This window comes from Streptomyces sp. NPDC102451 (assembly GCF_044765485.1).
In the GTDB taxonomy this organism is placed as follows: Bacteria; Actinomycetota; Actinomycetes; order Streptomycetales; family Streptomycetaceae; genus Streptomyces.
The window spans coordinates 44,755-58,413 of record NZ_JBIWKD010000010.1 but is presented as its reverse complement, the minus strand read 5'-3'; the positions used below and the strand labels follow the sequence as shown (position 1 = coordinate 58,413).

Sequence of the window (13,659 nt, the reverse complement as noted above, 5' to 3'; positions counted from 1 at the left end):
CCCGCCCCGATCGTCGGAGGATGAAGGCGATCAGCTACAGCAGGTACGGCTCGGCCGACGTCCTGGAGTACGGCGAACGGCCCGACCCGAAGGTCGGGCCCGACTCGGTCCTGGTGAAGGTGCGGGCCGCGGCCGTGAACCCGGTCGACTGGAAGGCCCGGGAGGGGTACCTCCAGGCGGGGCTGGAAGCCGTCTTCCCCGTCATCCCCGGCTGGGACGTCTCCGGGGTCGTGGTGCAGCCCGGCGCCGCCGTGGACGAGTTCGCGGTGGGCGACGAGGTCATCGGCTACGTACGCGAGGACTTCCTCTCGCGCGGCACCTTCGCCGAGTACGTCGCCGCCCCCGTGCGCACCCTCGCCCGCAAGCCGCTGAGCCTGAGCTTCGAGGAGGCGGCGGGCCTTCCGCTGTGCGGCCTCACCGCGTACCAGGTGCTGCACCGCACCCTCAAGGTCCAGGAGGGCGAGACCGTCCTCGTCCACGCCGCGGCCGGAGGGGTCGGTTCGCTCGCGGTGCAGCTCGCCCGGCACGCGGGCTGCCGGGTCGTCGGCACGGCCGGGCCCCACAACCACGACTACGTACGCAGACTGGGCGGCGAACCCGTGGAGTACGGCGAGGGGCTGGCCGCCCGGCTCCGGGAACTGGTCCCCGAAGGCTTCGACGCGGCCTTCGACACCGTCGGCGGGGAGGCGCTCCGGATCTCCGCCGAGACCCTCGCGCCCGGCGGCCGGCTCGCCTCCATCGCCGACGCCGAGGTCTTCTCCTACGGCGGGCGCTACGCCTTCGTACGGCCCGACGCCGCGGACCTCGCCCACCTCGCCGGACTCGCCGAACAGGGCATCGTCTCCGTCCACGTGGACCGGGTCTTCGCCCTGGACGAGGCCGCCGACGCCTACCGGCTCAACCAGGAGGGGCGCAGCCGGGGCAAGATCGTCGTCTCCGTGGCCTGGGACGACTGAGGGGCCGACACCTCCGAGCGCGCGGCCAGGTCAGAACAGCGTCGCCACGGCGAACACCGCGAGCGCGACCGTGCACGCGGCCGCCGTCAGCGCATGGCGCGGCGACAGCGGGGCGGGCGGCCGGGCCGACCCCATGCCCGTCACCCGGCGGTGCGCCACCGCGAGGAAGCCCAGCCAGGCCAGCAGACTCAGGGCCACCGCGAGCACCCCGGCGGTGGTCGCCCCGGAGTGCAGAGCCTGCCGGAACGCCAGCAGGGCCACCACCGTGCACGACAGGGTGGTGCGGCGCCAGGCCAGCCGCGTCCGCTCGGGCTGGAGGCCGGGATCGCGTCCGGGGGCGGCGGTCACCGGCCCTCCCAGCCGAACAGGACCACCACCACCATCGCGACGGCCACCACGGCGACCACGAGGCTGAGCAGCGCGGGGAAGCGCGACACCGGCAGGTCCTCCCCGCGCCGCATCGCCCGCTCGCACCGCACCCAGTGGTTGACGGCGCGCAGCGCGCAGAGCACCCCGGTCGCCAGCAGCCCGAGGGCCAGACCGGCGCGGACGCCCCAGGCCAGCTCCGGGAGGAACTGGTCGACGGCGAAACCGCCGCCGATGAGTGCGAGGGCCGTCCTGATCCAGGCGAGGAAGGTGCGCTCGTTGGCGAGGGAGAAGCGGTAGTCCGGGGTGTCACCCTCGGTGCGGATCCGCTCCGGGGCGAACCACAGCCGCAGGCCCCGTACGAATCGGCTCATGCGGTGACCCCCGCCGTGCCGCCCGCCCGGTACGCCCGCAGCCGGTGGTACGTCTCCAGCCCGTCCGGCACCCACGTCCAGTCGCCCAGGCGCCCCTCCAGCTCGGCGTCGGTCAGGAAGGTGTGCCAGGCGACCTCCTCCACCTGCGGCCGCACGGGCGGTGCGCAGCGCACCTCGTACACGTACGACCACCAGCTGTGCCGGGGGCTCTCGTAGAGGTACTTGAAGAGCGGTGCGGGGCGGGGGAGTCCGGAGACCCCCAGCTCCTCCTCGGCCTCCCGCAGCGCCGCCGTGTCGTACGACTCGCCCGCCCCCACGACCCCGCCGACGAACATGTCGTAGTGCGAGGGGAAGACCAGCTTCGTGGGCGTCCTGCGGTGCACGAACAGCCGGCCCGCCGGGTCCCTGGCCTCGATGAAGACACAGCGGTGGCGCAGGCCGCGCGCGGTGGCCTCGCCACGCGGTGCCTGCCCGACGACCTCGTCGTTCTCGTCGACGATGTCCAGGATCTCGTCAGCCGGATTCATGGGGTCCATCCAACATCAACCGGTCGGCGGCCGTTGACCCGTGCCTCTCCTTCCCCTCCGGCATCGCCGGGTGCAGCCCCAGCAGCACGATCCCGGCCACGATCGCCGCGAGCCCCGCGGCCTGCCAGGCCAGGGCGCCCGCGTCGGTGTGCACCTGGTCGCCCAGGAAGCCGATCCCGCAGCCGATGCCCGCCAGCGGCTGTGCGGCGGTCAGCGCCGGCAGGGACATCCTCAGCGGCCCCGCCTCGAAGGCGCTCTGGACCAGGAGCAGCCCGGACACCCCCAGGACGAGCACGGTGTACGGCTGCCAGCCCGTCATCAGCGCCGTCCAGCCGCCCTCGCTCAGCAGCTCCCCGCTGACCCTGGTCAGGGCGTCCTGCAGCCCGTAGAGCAGCCCCGCCGCCAGACCGAGCAGGACCGGGGTGCCCGGGGTGCGCGGGTGCCTGGCGAAGGCGGTCAGGATCACGGCGAGCCCCGCCACCACACCGATGACCAGCCAGTGCCGCAGGGGTGACGCCACCACATCGCCCCCGCGTGGCTCCCCGGCCAGCAGGAACGCGGTGACGCCGCCGGCCAGCAGACAGAGCCCTCCCCAGCCCTGCCGGCCCAGCGCCTGGCCCGTGCGGTGGCGGGACAGGGCCATCGCGAAGAGCAGGTTGGTCGCCAGGAGCGGCTCCACGACCGACACCTCGCCCTGGCCGAGCGCCAGGGCCCCGAGGACCATCCCGCAGACCATCAGGCCGAGCCCGGCCAGCCAGCTCGGCACCCGCATCAGGTCGAGCAGCAGCCGGAACGAGAGGAAATCGCTCAGAGGCGCGCGGCGGGCGGCGTCCTGCTGGAGGACGAATCCGAAGCCCAAGCAGCAGGCGGCGCCCACGGACAGCAGGAGTACCAGCACCGACACGGTCCGACGATAGCCCGGCGGACGTACGGGATCGGTGAGGGCGAGGCCGACCGGACGGTTGACGTGGGCGCGGCCCGTACCGAAGATCTGACCCACAAGTAACTTCGCCCGCCCGCCGCCGCCCGCACCGCCCCGAAGGATGGAACCCATGGCGTACGACGCTGATGTGATCGTGATCGGGGCGGGGCTCGCCGGGCTGGCCGCCACCGCCGAGCTCGTCGACGCGGGCCGCACGGTGATCCTGCTCGACCAGGAACCCGAGCAGTCCATCGGCGGCCAGGCGCACTGGTCCTTCGGCGGGCTCTTCCTCGTCGACTCGCCCGAGCAGCGCCGGATGCGGATCAAGGACAGCCACGACCTGGCGCTCCAGGACTGGTACGGCACCGCGGGCTTCGACCGCGACGAGGACCACTGGCCCCGGAAGTGGGCCGAGGCGTACGTCGACTTCGCGGCAGGGGAGAAGCGGTCCTGGCTGCACGCCCAGGGGCTGCGGCTCTTCCCCGTCGTCGGCTGGGCCGAACGCGGCGGCTACGACGCGAACGGCCACGGCAACTCCGTCCCCCGCTTCCACATCACCTGGGGCACCGGGCCCGGAGTCGTCGCCCCCTTCGAACGGCGGGTCCGCGAGGGCGTCGCGAAGGGCCTCGTCCAGCTCCGCTTCCGCCACCGGGTGACCGGCCTCGGCCGCTCGGCGGGAGCGGTCGACACGGTCACCGGCGAGATCCTCCAGGAGAGCGGCGCCGACCGGGGCACGGCGAGCAGCCGCGAGGCCACGGGCGCCTTCGAGCTCAGGGCCCAGGCCGTGATCGTCACCTCCGGCGGCATCGGGGGCAACCACGACCTGGTGCGCGCGCAGTGGCCCGAGCGGCTGGGCACCCCGCCGGAGAAGATGCTCTCCGGGGTCCCCGCCCATGTCGACGGTCTGATGCTGGGCATCGCCGAGAAGGCGGGCGCCCACCACATCAACCGCGACCGGATGTGGCACTACACCGAGGGCATCGAGAACTGGAACCCGATCTGGGACAAGCACGGCATCCGGATCCTGCCCGGCCCCTCCTCCCTCTGGCTGGACGCCCGCGGCAAGCGGCTGCCGGTGCCGCTCTTCCCGGGCTTCGACACGCTGGGCACCCTCGAACACATCATGCGGTCCGGTCACGGCTACACCTGGTTCGTCCTCGACCGGAAGATCATCGGCAAGGAGTTCGCGCTCTCCGGCTCCGAGCAGAACCCCGACCTGACCGGGAAGTCCGTGCGCGGTGTGATCGGCAGGGCGCGCGCCGACGTCCCGGGGCCCGTGCAGGCGTTCATGGACAAGGGCGTGGACTTCGTCGTCGAGAAGGACCTCGGTGCACTCGTACGCGGGATGAACGCGCTGACCGGGGAGTCCCTCATCGACGAGGACGACCTGCGCCGCGAGATCACGGCCCGGGACCGTGAGATCGCCAACCCCTTCACCAAGGACCTCCAGGTCACGGCGATCAACGGCGCCCGCACCTATCTGGGCGACAAGCTGATCCGCACCGCGAAGCCGCACCGCATCCTCGACCCCGCCGCGGGCCCGCTCATCGCCGTACGGCTGAACATCCTGACCCGCAAGTCCCTCGGGGGACTGGAGACGGACCTGTCCTCCCGGGTCCTGACCGAGGACGGCACCCCGCTGCCCGGGGTGTACGCGGCGGGGGAGGCGGCGGGCTTCGGCGGCGGCGGGGTGCACGGCTACCGCTCCCTGGAGGGCACGTTCCTCGGCGGCTGCATCTTCTCGGGCCGGACCGCGGGCCGGGCGGCGGCGAAGGCGGTCGGCTGAGGCGGTCGGCCGAGGCGGTGGACCGAGGACCCGCGGACCGAGGATCCGCGGACCGCCCCGTGGCCGTCCCGTCCGACGTTCCCGACGGGACGGCCACCGCGGGACTCAGGAGAAGTCGGTGATGACGACGCGCGCCGTGCTGCCCTCCTGGCCGGCGCCCGGGCCCCGCGCCGCACCGAGGGGCTGACGCGCCTCGGCCGGGCCGGAGCCGTCAGGTGAGCCGCTCCACCACCCGGAAGCGCTCCGCCACGATCATCGTGTCGTCGTCCACGGTGAACGACGGGTCCCCGAGCGCCTCCCGCATCTCCTCGCTGTGCCAGAAGGCCTCGTGCCCCGCCCGCCACCCGGCCACCGAGGTGTAGCCCTCGCCCTCGTCCAGCGCGTGCCGCAGCCCTACCGACCCCAGCGGCAGCACCCGTACCTCCGTCAGCTCGACCACGGCGACCTCCCGCCCGTCGGAGTCGATGAGCGCGGACCGCTCGCCCACGGGTGGCAGCTCCTCCCGCTCCGCCTCGTACTCCGCGAGCAGGCCGGAGGTGGAGACCTTCTCGCCGGAGAGCACCGCCGCGACCAACCGGTCGCGCAGGGGCCCGGGGAATGCGAGAAGGAAGGGCTTGAGCGGTTCACGGTTCTCCATCGCCGCAGTGTGGCACGCGTCACCCTGCCCCACCCGTCACTTCCGCACGCGGCTCGCGAACTGCGTGAATGGTTCAGTCCATACCTCCGGTGGGATCAACTGCGTGTTACATAAATGCAGTTGAGGCAGGGTCGGCCTTGACTCGGAGCCTTGCCTACCGCTTTGCTGTGCGCGATCGTTTGCTCGCACACAGCATCGATATGTGCTCGTGTCATGTCGAAGTGGAAAAGGAAACCTGCGGATGTCTCCGCCTCCGCCGCCCCTGGGCCGTCCCCGCCGCAAGGGCGGACGCTCGGACCACGCCTTCGACCTCGCACTCGACGACAGCGAACTCATCGACGTACGCGGGCAGTTCACCCAGGGCCGCTGGACCCGGGCCCGCTCCCTGCTCGTCACGACGGGCGCCGACTGGGACCTGCGAGGCCATCGCCTCCTCGCCCTCGCCGCCGTCCCTTCCGCCGCCGGCTGGGCGCGCGACTGGCTGCTGGCCGAGCCCGACAGCCGCGACGCCACGACCCTGCTCGCCTGCGCCACCGTCGTCCGTGCCCAGCGCCCCAAGGCCGCCGCCGGTGAACGCGACCGGGCGCGCGAGGCGTGCCTGGCGGCAGCCGCACTCGACCCCGCCGACCCCACCCCCTGGCTCGGCCTGATGACGCTGGAGCGCACGCACGGCACCCACGAGGGGGCCGCCAGGCACTTCGAGGAGATCCGCGCCCGCCATCCCGAACACCACCACGCCCACCACCTCATGACGGCCGCGCTGGCCGAGGCGCACCCCGAGAGCGACCCGCTCCACGAGGTCTACGACTTCGCCGCGTGGGCCGCCGAACAGGCACCGGCCGACTCACCGCTCGCCGTGCTCCCCGTCGTCGCCCACGCCGAGCGCTACCGCGTTCTGGTCGCCGCCGGCGCCGTGTCCGGCGACCCGGCGGCCTCGGGCCACTGGTCGGGGCGCCGGGCCAGACAGGTGATGAAGGCCGCCTTCGACTGGTGGCTCGAATGGGAGCGCGAGGACCACCCACGCCACGGCGCGGACCTCAACTTCCTCGCCCACGCGAAGATCTCCGAGGGCCGCCCCGCCGAGGCCGCCGCGATCTTCCACCGCATCGGCCCGCACGCCACCGAGGCCCCGTGGTCGTACGCCGGCCGGGACCCGTACCCCGAATTCCTCGCCGCGCGCGCCCTCGCGCTCGGTTCCCCCTGACGCACGCAGATATCGACGAAGGGACCACCCCCGCCATGTCGACGGGCAGAACAGATACGAGCGAGACCGGCACCACCGGGACGGCCGGCACCGGCGGGATCAACACCTACAAGGGCGAGGAACGCGCACTGCGCGCCGACCGGCTCGGCACCCCGGGGCTGCTCCTGTCCGTCCTCGCCGCCAGCGCCCCCCTGATGGTCGTCGCGGGGGTGATGCCCACGGTCTTCGGGGTGATGGGCATCGTCGGACAGCCCCTGCTCTACGTCATCCTCGGCATCGTCCTGATGCTGTTCAGCGTGGGCTACGCGGAGATGAGCCGGCACGTCCACAACGCCGGCGCCTTCTACGCGTACATCGCCCGGGGCCTCGGCCCCACCGCCGGCGCGGGCGCCTCGCTCGTCGCGCTGGTCGCCTACAGCGCCATGCAGGTCGGCATCTACGGCATCCTCGGCTTCGAGGTCTCGGGCCTCTTCGCCACGTACCTCGACATCGACCTCCAGTGGTGGATCCCCGCCCTGTTCGCCGTGGTCGTCGTCGGCGTACTGGGCTGGCTGAAGATCGACCTCAACGCCAAGGTGCTCGGGGTGCTGCTCGTCATCGAGTGCGCCCTCGTGGTGATCTTCGACATCGCCGCCGTCGGCAAGCCCGGACCCGAGGGCCTCTCCCTGCACGCGTTCAACCCCGAGACGCTCACCGGAGCCGGCCTCGGCACCGCGCTCTGCTTCTGCATAGCCGCGTTCGTCGGCTTCGAGCAGGCCCCGGTGTACGCCGAGGAGACCAGCCGCCCGCAGATCGTGGTGTCCCGGGTGATGTTCCTGGCCGTCGGCTACGCCGCCCTGTTCCTCGCCGTCAGCTCCTGGGCCCTGACCGTCGCCGCCGGTCCCTCGTCCATCGCGGACACCTCCCTCAAGGAGGGGCCGGGGATGCTCTTCGGCCTCACCGAGGAGCGGCTCGGCGCCACGTTCACCGACGTCCTGCACGTCCTGTTCGTCACCGGCATGTTCGCCGCGCTGCTCAGCTTCCACAACGTGGTCGCCCGATACGCGTTCGCCATGGGCCGCGAAGGGCTGCTGCCGGCCGGGTTCGGCCGCACCAACAAGGCGAGCGGAGCGCCCGCCACCGGGTCCATGCTCCAGTCCGCGCTCTCCGTCGTGATCGTGCTCGCCTTCGCCGTCACCGACGACAACCCGGTCGGCGACCCCACCGCGCCCGTCCTGCACCTGTTCACCTGGATGGGCAACGTCGGAGCCCTCGGCGTCATCGTGCTGATGGCCGCGGCCTCCTTCGCCGTCATCGCGTTCTTCGTACGGCGCGGCGCCGGCCGGGCCCAGGCGCCCCGGCTCGTCGCCTCCGGACTGGCGGGTCTCGCCCTGCTGGCCATCGCGGTCTTCACCGTCCGGGACTTCGACGTCCTGGTCGGCTCCGGCCCCGGCTCGGTGCTGAACTGGCTGCTGCCCGGAGTCATCGTCCTGGCCCTCGCCGCGGGCCTGCTCTACGGGGCGGTGCTGCGCCGCACCAGGCCCGAGGTCCACGCGCGGATCGGCCTCGGCAACGAGGCGTTCCAGCTGGAGAAGGCGGCGGAGGGCACGGCGCCCGCGCCGCGCTGAGCCCCCGGCACAGCAGAACACCCGCGCCCCCCGTGGAGGGGGTGCGGGTGTTCTCGTACGTCCGGCCGGTTACCACACCGGCTCGTTACGTCCGGCCGGCTACAACACCAGCGAGAGCAGCAGGATGAAGCCGAGCGAGACGACGGAGATGATCGTCTCCATCACCGACCAGGTCTTGATCGTCTGCGGGACGTCCATGCCGAAGTACTCCTTCACCAGCCAGAACCCCGCGTCGTTCACGTGGCTGAAGAAGAGCGACCCCGCACCGACCGCGAGGACGAGCAGCGCGACGTGCGACGTCGACAGGTCGGCGGCCAGCGGGGCGACCAGTCCGGCCGCCGAGATGGTGGCCACGGTCGCGGAGCCCGTCGCCAGCCGGATCGCCACGGCGATCAGCCAGCCGAGCAGCAGGGCGGGGATCGACCAGTTCTCGGAGAACTCCAGGATCATCTGGCCCACACCGGCGTCGATGAGGGTCTGCTTGAACCCGCCGCCGGCGCCCACGATCAGGAGGATGCCCGCGATCGGGGCGAGCGACTTCTCGACGGTGGAGGAGAGACGGCCCTTGGTGAACCCGGCCGCCCGGCCCAGGGTGAACATCCCGACGATGACGGCCGCCAGCAGCGCGATCAGCGGCGAGCCGATGACGTCGGTGACCCGCTGCACGTGGTTCTCGGGGTCGTCCACCACGATGTCGACGAGCGCCTTGATCAGCATCAGCACGACGGGGAGCAGGATCGTCGCCAGGGTCGCGCCGAAGCTGGGGCGGCGGTCCAGGTCCTCGGAGGGACGCTGCGGGACCATCTTCTCCGGCGCCTCGATGTCCACCCAGCGGGCGGCGTAACGGGAGAAGACCGGACCCGCGATGATCACGGTCGGGATGGCCACCAGCACACCGAGGGCCAGCGTGACACCCAGGTTGGCGCCGAGCGCGTCGATCGCGACCAGCGGGCCGGGGTGCGGGGGGATCAGCCCGTGCATCACGGAGAGACCGGCGAGCGCGGGGATACCGATCCGCATCAACGAGTAGTTGCCGCGCTTGGCGACCAGCAGCACCACCGGAATCATCAGCACGATTCCGACCTCGAAGAACAGCGGGAGCCCGATGATCGAGGCGATCAGCACCATCGCCCAGGGCATGGCCCGACCGCTCGCCTTCGCGAGGATCGTGTCGACGATCTGGTCGGCGCCGCCGGAGTCGGCGAGCAGCTTGCCCAGGATGGCGCCCAGGGCGATCAGGACACCGACACCCGCGACGGTCGAACCGAGACCCGCGGTGAAGCTGGTGATGGTCTTCGCCGGGTTGGCCCCGGCGAAGGAGCCGAGCGCCAGCGAGCCGATGGTCAACGCGAGGAACGCGTGCATCTTGAACTTGGTGATGAGCAGGACGATGACGGCGATGCCCGCCAGTACGGCGATGCCCAGCTGAGCGTTACCGGCCGAAGTGATCGGTTCGACGGCGTCCGCTGCCAGCATCTCGACGCTGAGACTGGTCACGGTGGTGATCCTTAGTTCGCGAGCCGGCGCAGCGCGGCGACGGCCCGGTCGGTGATTTCCTCGGGGGTGCCGGACACGTCGACGGCGACGCCCGCCTCGTCCTCCTGCAGCGGCTGCAGGGTGGCGAACTGGGAGTCGAGCAGCGCGGTCGGCATGAAGTGGCCCTTGCGGTCCGCCATGCGGTGTTCGATGAGGGACCGGTCGCCGGTCAGATGCAGGAAGACGGCACCGGGAGCCTCGGCCCGCAGCCGGTCGCGGTACACGCGCTTGAGCGCCGAGCTGCTGACGACACCGCCGAGCCCCGCCCGGCCGTGCGCCCACTGCCCGATCGCGTCCAGCCAGGGCCAGCGGTCGTCGTCGTCCAGAGGCGTGCCGGCGGACATCTTGGCGATGTTGGCCGGCGGGTGGAAGTCGTCGCCCTCGGCGTAGGGGACGCCCAGTGCGTCGGCGAGCAGGGGGCCGATCGTGGTCTTGCCGGTCCCTGCTACGCCCATCACCACGACGACGTGGGGGGTGCTCATTGGTGCCTCGCTGTCTTCATCGACATCGGTCCGCGACATCGGTCCGTCGCGCTACTGAAACCCATTACATACGACTTATTCAAGTGGCTGTGACATAAACGTCGTACTTTTTGTTCCCGTGGGCCGCCCCGTAGGGTTGTGCGTATGACCACACCTGCCCAGGGGCTCCATACACACGTGCTGGACACCCTGGGGCTGGAGATCACGGCGGGCGACCGTCCGCCCGGCCTGGTGCTGCGCACCGACGAGCTCGCCCAGCGCTTCGACGTCTCGCGCACGGTCGTGCGCGAGGTGGTCCGCGTCCTGGAGTCCATGCACCTGGTCGAGTCCCGGCGCCGGGTCGGGGTGACCGTGCGGCCCACCGAGGAGTGGAACGTCTACGACCCGCAGGTCATCCGCTGGCGGCTCGCCGGCTCCGACCGGCCCCGGCAGCTGCGCTCCCTCACCGTCCTGCGCTCCGCCGTCGAACCCGTCGCCGCGGGCCTCGCCGCCCGTAACGCCACCGCCGAGCAGTGCGCCGCGCTCACGGAGTGCGCCCTCGGCATGGTCGCGACCTCCCGCGGCCAGCAGCTGGAGGGATACCTCCGGCACGACACGGCCTTCCACCGCATCGTGCTCAACGCCTCCGGCAACGAGATGTTCGCGCGGCTCGGCGACGTCGTCGCCGAGGTCCTCGCGGGCCGCACCCACCACCAGGTGATGTTCGAGGACCCGGACCCCGCCGCCGTCACCCTCCACGTCAGGCTCGCCGAGGCCGTACGCGAGGGGGACGCCGAGGAGGCGGAACGGCTGACCAAGGAGATCGCGGTCGGCGCGCTGCACGAACTGGACGTACTCGCGCCCTGAGGTCAGGTGCGTACACGCGCGGCCAGGCCCCCTCGGCCACCGGGCGTACGCGCGCCCCGGGACGCCCTCAGCCGCCCGGACCGGCCGGGTTCAGGTGCAGCAGCCGCGCGGACGCCGCGGCGAGCATCATCTCCAGCGCCGCCGGATATCCGCTGCGGCCCATCTCCGCCACCAGCACCGGGGCGGTCGCCGCGATGTTGGGATGGGTCCGCGCCGGCTGCCGGGCGTAGACCTCCGGCCAGGCCCGGACCTCCAGGGCGCGCGCCTGCTCCGAGAGCACCAGCGTCGAGGCGTCGAGTGCCGCGAACGACAGCGTCTGGTCGACGAAGACGTGGTAGATCCGCACCGCCTCGGCGTCCGGGAAACCGGCCCCACGCAGCACCCCGAGGATCGCCTCCACCGACCGCACCTCGTGCGTCCGGCCGGTCACCCGCGAACAGGTCAGCATCGCCGCCTGCGGATGCGCCAGGTAGTCCGCGTGCATCCGCAGTCCCAGGGCCCGAAGGTCGGCCCGCCACTCGCCTGTCGGCCGCCAGGCACGCAGGGTCCGCCCGATCAGCTCGTCGGCCACCGCCAGGAGCAGCTCGTCCGTGTCCCGGAAGTACCGGTAGAGCGCGCTCGGATCGCAGCCCAGTGCCGCGCCGAGCCTGCGCACGGTGAGGGCCGCCGCCCCGTGCTCGCCGATGAGCCGCAGCGCCGTCTCCACGATCAGCTGTTCCGACAGCACCGTGCCCTGCTTCGTGGGCCGCCTGCGGCGACGCGCGCCCTCGGCGACCACCCGCTCGCTCGCTTTCATGCCGGGCACCTTATGACAACAGCGTTGACGTGCGGAAGCCCCGGGGAGTTCGATGTGCCGCCATCGGGGCCGACGAGCGCCCCTCGGCGAAGGAGTGGCCATGGCGTCCCCTCGTACCCCCTCCGGCGGCGTGCCGCAGGCACCCGCGGGTCTGAACAAGAATCTCGGCGTGATCGACGGGTTCGCCATCGCGGCCTCGTCGACCGCGGCCACCACCAGCATCGGAATCGGACTCGGTGTCACCGCGGGCGCCGTCGGACTGCACCTGCCGATCATCATGCTGCTCGCCTTCCTGCCCGTCCTGGGCATCGCGGGCGCGTACTCCCGGCTCAACAGGGTCGAGCCGAACATGGGCAGCGGCTACGTCTGGGTCGGACGCTCCCTCAGCCCCTGGCTCGGCTTCCTGGTCGGCTGGATCGGCATCGTCGCCACGATGGTGTTCCTCGCCTACACCACCACCGTCACCGGATCCGCCCTGCTCCAGCTCGCCGGCGAGGCCGGAGTACGCGAGGTGGCCGGACTCCGGCTCGACCCGGACTCCACCGCGCAGTCGACCCTGCTCGGCATCGTGGTCCTGGTCGCCGTCACCCTCACCGCGGTCACCGGCATCCGGTCGGCCGCCAACCTCCAGAAGTACCTCCTGGTGTTCGAGTACGTGGTCCTCCTCGGCTTCTGCGGATACGGCCTGTTCGCCGGCCCGCACCCCTTCAGCCTCGACTGGATCAACCCGTTCACCATCCCCTCCGGGCAGCAGCTCGCCCAGGGGCTCCTGCTCTCCGTCTTCTGCTTCTGGGGCTTCGAGGCATCGTTCAGCGTCACCGAGGAGGTCCGCGACCCCCAGGACGCCTCCCGGGCCGGCGTCATCACGCTCTTCACCATGCTCGGCCTGTTCCTGCTCGGCTCCTTCGCCTTCCAGCGCGTCCTCTCCCTCGACGAGCTCACCGGCCACGGCGCCCAGGGCCTCACCTACTTCGGCGACCGGCTGGCCGACCAGCCGCTCGCGGCGCTGCCGTTGATCGCCCTCACCTTCTCCGCCGTGGCGTCCCTGCAGTCCGGCGTGATCCCCACGGTCCGCGGCATGTTCGCGATGGGCCGCGACCGCACGCTCGGGCCGTTCTGGACCAGGGTCAGCCCCCGGTACGGGACACCCGCCGCGGGGACCGTCGCGGTGGGCTGCGTCGCCGCCGCCGTAGCCGTGCTCTCCCTGGTCATACCGAAGGTCGGCGACCTGATCCTCGCCTCCGTCAACGCGATCGGCGTCGTCGTCGCGCTCTACTACGCCCTCACCGCGCTGGCCGCCGCGGCACGCTTCCGGACCACCGTGCGGGAGAGCTGGAACCAGGCGCTGCGCGCGGTGGTGCTCCCCGTGGCCAGCGCCCTCGTCCTGCTCGCCCTCGGCGGCTACCTCTGCTGGACCTTCTACACCTCCGCCGACCACTTCGAGGTCAGCCCGGACAACGGCTGGTTCATGCTCATGTGTCCGGCGGTCATGCTGCTGACCGGGGTCGGAGCCGCCGCCTGGGCCAAGTGGGTGCGGAAGTCCCCGTACTTCACCACCGGCCGCTCCCTCGCACCCGACCCCTTCCCGGAGCCCATCCGCGACCCGGCCTGACGGCCCCC

14 protein-coding genes are annotated in these 13,659 nt (G+C 72.0%); 6 read left to right on the top strand and 8 right to left on the bottom strand.

All coding sequences use genetic code 11. The features are described from left to right. The first annotated feature begins 20 nt into the window (after nucleotides 1-20). Nucleotides 21-956: an NADP-dependent oxidoreductase gene (locus ACIRD8_RS22650; protein ID WP_403994317.1), complete on the top strand. Its 936-nt coding sequence runs from the start codon at nucleotides 21-23 to the stop codon at nucleotides 954-956. Nucleotides 957-986: 30 nt separating this feature from the next. On the opposite strand, the gene ACIRD8_RS22645 is transcribed toward ACIRD8_RS22650, so the two are convergent. The 4 genes from ACIRD8_RS22645 to ACIRD8_RS22630 are packed head-to-tail and all read right to left on the bottom strand — an operon-like array spanning nucleotide 987 to nucleotide 3,127. Continuing rightward, on the bottom strand, nucleotides 987-1,304 hold the full coding sequence (locus tag ACIRD8_RS22645; protein WP_403994314.1) for a DUF202 domain-containing protein: 318 nt from the start codon (nucleotides 1,302-1,304) through the stop codon (nucleotides 987-989). Continuing rightward, nucleotides 1,301-1,696: a YidH family protein gene (locus ACIRD8_RS22640; protein ID WP_403994311.1), complete on the bottom strand. Its 396-nt coding sequence runs from the start codon at nucleotides 1,694-1,696 to the stop codon at nucleotides 1,301-1,303. Before ACIRD8_RS22640 ends, ACIRD8_RS22645 begins: the two co-directional genes overlap by 4 nt. Beyond that, a complete protein-coding gene (locus tag ACIRD8_RS22635) occupies nucleotides 1,693-2,223 on the bottom strand; it encodes an NUDIX hydrolase (RefSeq protein WP_403994309.1) in 531 nt (176 codons plus the stop codon). Before ACIRD8_RS22635 ends, ACIRD8_RS22640 begins: the two co-directional genes overlap by 4 nt. Continuing rightward, nucleotides 2,210-3,127: a DMT family transporter gene (locus ACIRD8_RS22630; RefSeq protein WP_403994698.1), complete on the bottom strand. Its 918-nt coding sequence runs from the start codon at nucleotides 3,125-3,127 to the stop codon at nucleotides 2,210-2,212. The genes ACIRD8_RS22635 and ACIRD8_RS22630 overlap by 14 nt, the downstream gene beginning before the upstream one ends. A gap of 148 nt (nucleotides 3,128-3,275) precedes the next feature. Between ACIRD8_RS22630 and ACIRD8_RS22625 the strand changes: the two genes are divergently transcribed. Continuing rightward, nucleotides 3,276-4,931: an FAD-binding dehydrogenase gene (locus tag ACIRD8_RS22625; protein WP_403994306.1), complete on the top strand. Its 1,656-nt coding sequence runs from the start codon at nucleotides 3,276-3,278 to the stop codon at nucleotides 4,929-4,931. A 211-nt stretch (nucleotides 4,932-5,142) separates the two neighbouring features. Here ACIRD8_RS22625 and ACIRD8_RS22620 read toward each other — a convergent pair whose 3' ends face one another. Next, nucleotides 5,143-5,568, bottom strand: coding sequence for an ASCH domain-containing protein (locus ACIRD8_RS22620; RefSeq protein WP_403994303.1), 426 nt, complete (start codon nucleotides 5,566-5,568; stop codon nucleotides 5,143-5,145). A gap of 241 nt (nucleotides 5,569-5,809) precedes the next feature. Between ACIRD8_RS22620 and ACIRD8_RS22615 the strand changes: the two genes are divergently transcribed. Together ACIRD8_RS22615 and ACIRD8_RS22610 are read left to right on the top strand one after the other, a co-directional pair. After that, nucleotides 5,810-6,772, top strand: a complete 963-nt coding sequence (locus ACIRD8_RS22615) for a hypothetical protein (RefSeq protein WP_403994300.1) — start codon at nucleotides 5,810-5,812, stop codon at nucleotides 6,770-6,772. A gap of 35 nt (nucleotides 6,773-6,807) precedes the next feature. Next, nucleotides 6,808-8,379 carry an APC family permease gene (locus ACIRD8_RS22610; RefSeq protein WP_403994297.1) on the top strand — a complete coding sequence of 524 codons (1,572 nt, stop codon included), beginning with the start codon at nucleotides 6,808-6,810 and terminating at the stop codon, nucleotides 8,377-8,379. A gap of 99 nt (nucleotides 8,380-8,478) precedes the next feature. Here ACIRD8_RS22610 and ACIRD8_RS22605 read toward each other — a convergent pair whose 3' ends face one another. Together ACIRD8_RS22605 and ACIRD8_RS22600 are read right to left on the bottom strand one after the other, a co-directional pair. Then, on the bottom strand, nucleotides 8,479-9,876 hold the full coding sequence (locus ACIRD8_RS22605; RefSeq protein WP_403994294.1) for a GntP family permease: 1,398 nt from the start codon (nucleotides 9,874-9,876) through the stop codon (nucleotides 8,479-8,481). Between the two features lie 11 nt (nucleotides 9,877-9,887). Continuing rightward, nucleotides 9,888-10,397, bottom strand: coding sequence for a gluconokinase (locus ACIRD8_RS22600; RefSeq protein WP_403994291.1), 510 nt, complete (start codon nucleotides 10,395-10,397; stop codon nucleotides 9,888-9,890). Between the two features lie 144 nt (nucleotides 10,398-10,541). Here ACIRD8_RS22600 and ACIRD8_RS22595 point away from each other — a divergent pair, with 144 nt between their 5' ends. After that, nucleotides 10,542-11,243, top strand: coding sequence for a FadR/GntR family transcriptional regulator (locus tag ACIRD8_RS22595; RefSeq protein WP_382989487.1), 702 nt, complete (start codon nucleotides 10,542-10,544; stop codon nucleotides 11,241-11,243). 67 nt (nucleotides 11,244-11,310) lie between these two features. On the opposite strand, the gene ACIRD8_RS22590 is transcribed toward ACIRD8_RS22595, so the two are convergent. Then, complete coding sequence (locus ACIRD8_RS22590) at nucleotides 11,311-12,039, bottom strand: TetR/AcrR family transcriptional regulator (RefSeq protein WP_403994289.1); 729 nt, start codon at nucleotides 12,037-12,039, stop codon at nucleotides 11,311-11,313. A 100-nt stretch (nucleotides 12,040-12,139) separates the two neighbouring features. Between ACIRD8_RS22590 and ACIRD8_RS22585 the strand changes: the two genes are divergently transcribed. Continuing rightward, nucleotides 12,140-13,651: an APC family permease gene (locus ACIRD8_RS22585; RefSeq protein WP_403994286.1), complete on the top strand. Its 1,512-nt coding sequence runs from the start codon at nucleotides 12,140-12,142 to the stop codon at nucleotides 13,649-13,651. Nucleotides 13,652-13,659: the final 8 nt, after the last annotated feature.

What these genes read in the sequence shown, in the direction of transcription:
- ACIRD8_RS22585 (WP_403994286.1), top strand. Translation starts at nt 12,140, where the DNA reads ATGGCGTCCCCTCGTACCCCCTCCGGCGGCGTGCCGCAGGCACCCGCG.
- ACIRD8_RS22610 (WP_403994297.1), top strand. Translation starts at nt 6,808, where the DNA reads ATGTCGACGGGCAGAACAGATACGAGCGAGACCGGCACCACCGGGACG.
- ACIRD8_RS22595 (WP_382989487.1), top strand. Translation starts at nt 10,542, where the DNA reads ATGACCACACCTGCCCAGGGGCTCCATACACACGTGCTGGACACCCTG.
- ACIRD8_RS22635 (WP_403994309.1), bottom strand. Translation starts at nt 2,223, where the DNA reads ATGAATCCGGCTGACGAGATCCTGGACATCGTCGACGAGAACGACGAG.
- ACIRD8_RS22625 (WP_403994306.1), top strand. Translation starts at nt 3,276, where the DNA reads ATGGCGTACGACGCTGATGTGATCGTGATCGGGGCGGGGCTCGCCGGG.
- ACIRD8_RS22600 (WP_403994291.1), bottom strand. Translation starts at nt 10,397, where the DNA reads ATGAGCACCCCCCACGTCGTCGTGGTGATGGGCGTAGCAGGGACCGGC.
- ACIRD8_RS22640 (WP_403994311.1), bottom strand. Translation starts at nt 1,696, where the DNA reads ATGAGCCGATTCGTACGGGGCCTGCGGCTGTGGTTCGCCCCGGAGCGG.
- ACIRD8_RS22650 (WP_403994317.1), top strand. Translation starts at nt 21, where the DNA reads ATGAAGGCGATCAGCTACAGCAGGTACGGCTCGGCCGACGTCCTGGAG.
- ACIRD8_RS22615 (WP_403994300.1), top strand. Translation starts at nt 5,810, where the DNA reads ATGTCTCCGCCTCCGCCGCCCCTGGGCCGTCCCCGCCGCAAGGGCGGA.
- ACIRD8_RS22590 (WP_403994289.1), bottom strand. Translation starts at nt 12,039, where the DNA reads ATGAAAGCGAGCGAGCGGGTGGTCGCCGAGGGCGCGCGTCGCCGCAGG.
- ACIRD8_RS22620 (WP_403994303.1), bottom strand. Translation starts at nt 5,568, where the DNA reads ATGGAGAACCGTGAACCGCTCAAGCCCTTCCTTCTCGCATTCCCCGGG.